The 1,048-nt window shown below is 69.4% G+C and carries 1 protein-coding gene; it reads right to left on the reverse strand.

Going from position 1 to position 1,048, the window contains the following annotated elements:
- A partial coding sequence (locus CVM52_RS26045; protein ID WP_100165084.1) for an S-methyl-5'-thioadenosine phosphorylase occupies positions 1-783 on the reverse strand: 783 nt, incomplete at its 3' end.
- Between the last annotated feature and the right edge of the window lie 265 nt (positions 784-1,048).

The following is a 1,048-nucleotide window of genomic DNA, read 5'->3' on the forward strand; positions in this document are numbered from 1 at the left end:
GCGGTCGCAGCCATGCGGGCAGGGCGCGCGCTCGGCCCCCAGCAGGGCGGGCAGGCGGCCGACCAGGGCGCGGCCCTTGTCGGCATTGCCCTTCAGGGTGGCGACGATTTCGGTGATGTCGACCTCGCCATGGTCGGGATGCCAGCTGTCGTAGTCGGTGACCATGGCGACTGAGGCGTAACAGAGCTCGGCCTCGCGGGCGAGCTTGGCCTCGGGCATGTTGGTCATGCCGATCACGTCGCAGCCCCAGCTTTCGCGGTACATCTTCGATTCCGCCAGGGTGGAGAATTGCGGCCCTTCCATCGCCAGATAGGTGCCGCCGTCATGCACGGTGATGCCGGCATCCTGCGCCGCGCGCAGGCAGGCGGCGGACAGGCGTGGGCAGGTCGGGTGCGCGACCGAGACATGGGCGACGCAGCCGGCGCCGAAAAAGGATTTCTCGCGCGCGAAGGTGCGGTCGATGAACTGGTCGACGATGACGAAATCGCCCGGCGCCATCTCTTCCCGGAACGAGCCGGTGGCCGAGACCGAGATCACGTCGGTCACCCCCAGCCGTTTCAGCGCGTCGATATTGGCGCGGTAGGGGACGGAGGAGGGCGAATGCACATGGCCGCGGCCGTGGCGGGGCAGGAAGGCCATAGCGACACCGTCCAGCGTTCCGGTCAGGATCGCGTCCGACGGTTTGCCCCAGGGGGTCTCCACCTCGGTCCATTGGGCCTCTTCCAGCCCGTCGATGTCGTAAATGCCCGACCCGCCGATCACGGCGATCCTGGTCTGTGTCATGTCTGCCCCTGTTCCTGCCGATTGCGCGCAGACTGTAGCGGCCCGGTCCGGGGCTGCAATCGGTTAATCCCCGGCCGGGCCGGGGGCGGCGTCAGGCGCTGTCCAGATAGGCACGGATCAGGCGCAGCACCTCGTTTTCCAGGCGGTCCGGCGGGATCCCGGCGCCGTCGCCGTCTTCGGCCAGGGCGCGGGCGATGCCCAGCACCGCGCGGGTCAGCACGAACATCTGCTCGGGCGGCGGCGTCCGGCCCAGCAGGCCAGGGGC

Origin of the sequence: Pseudooceanicola lipolyticus, assembly GCF_002786325.1 — a bacterium.
GTDB lineage: Bacteria > Pseudomonadota > Alphaproteobacteria > Rhodobacterales > Rhodobacteraceae > Pseudooceanicola_C > Pseudooceanicola_C lipolyticus.